This is a genomic window from Bacillus sp. Nf3, assembly GCF_003028545.1.
GTDB classification, from domain to species: domain Bacteria; phylum Bacillota; class Bacilli; order Bacillales; family Bacillaceae; genus Bacillus; species Bacillus safensis.
This window is the reverse complement of the sequence record NZ_PYUA01000130.1, coordinates 1-512: the sequence shown is the minus strand read 5'-3', so window position 1 is coordinate 512 and position 512 is coordinate 1. Positions and strand designations below refer to the sequence as shown.

Genomic DNA, 512 nt, shown 5'->3' with positions numbered 1-512 from the left:
CGCGGGTGAAGCCACGGACGCGGTAGTCCATGATCACGATGTCCGACTCAAGGCTCTCGATCAGGTAGTTAAGGGCCTTCAGCGGCGAAATGACGCCACAGGTGGCCACGTCGATGTCCGCGCGGAACGTCGCGATACCTTCCTGCGGATGGGTTTCCGGGTAGGTATGGACGGTGATGTGGCTCTTGTCCATGTGCGCGACCACGGCGTCGGAGATCAGCTCCTTGCCGGCCAGCTTCTTGTCGATCACCGGTTCTTCGGAGATCAGGATGGTCACCGAGGCACCCTGCGGGTCGTAGTCCTGGCGGGCCACGTTCAGGATGTTGGCGCCGATGATCTCGGCGACATCGGTCAAGATTTGAGTCAGCCTGTCGGCGTTGTACTCTTCATCGATGTATTCAATGTAACGCTGACGCTCCTCTTCGGTGCGCGCGTAACACACGTCATAGATGTTGAAGCTCAGCGCCTTGGTGAGGTTGTTGAAACCCTGCAGCCTCAGGCGAGTCAACGGC

At 59.2% G+C, this 512-nt stretch carries 1 protein-coding gene; it reads right to left on the bottom strand.

Translation table 11 applies throughout. The features are described 5' to 3' along the window. Positions 1 to 512: adenosylmethionine decarboxylase (gene speD / locus C9414_RS21180; RefSeq protein WP_368731621.1), on the bottom strand; the 512-nt coding region annotated here is incomplete at both ends.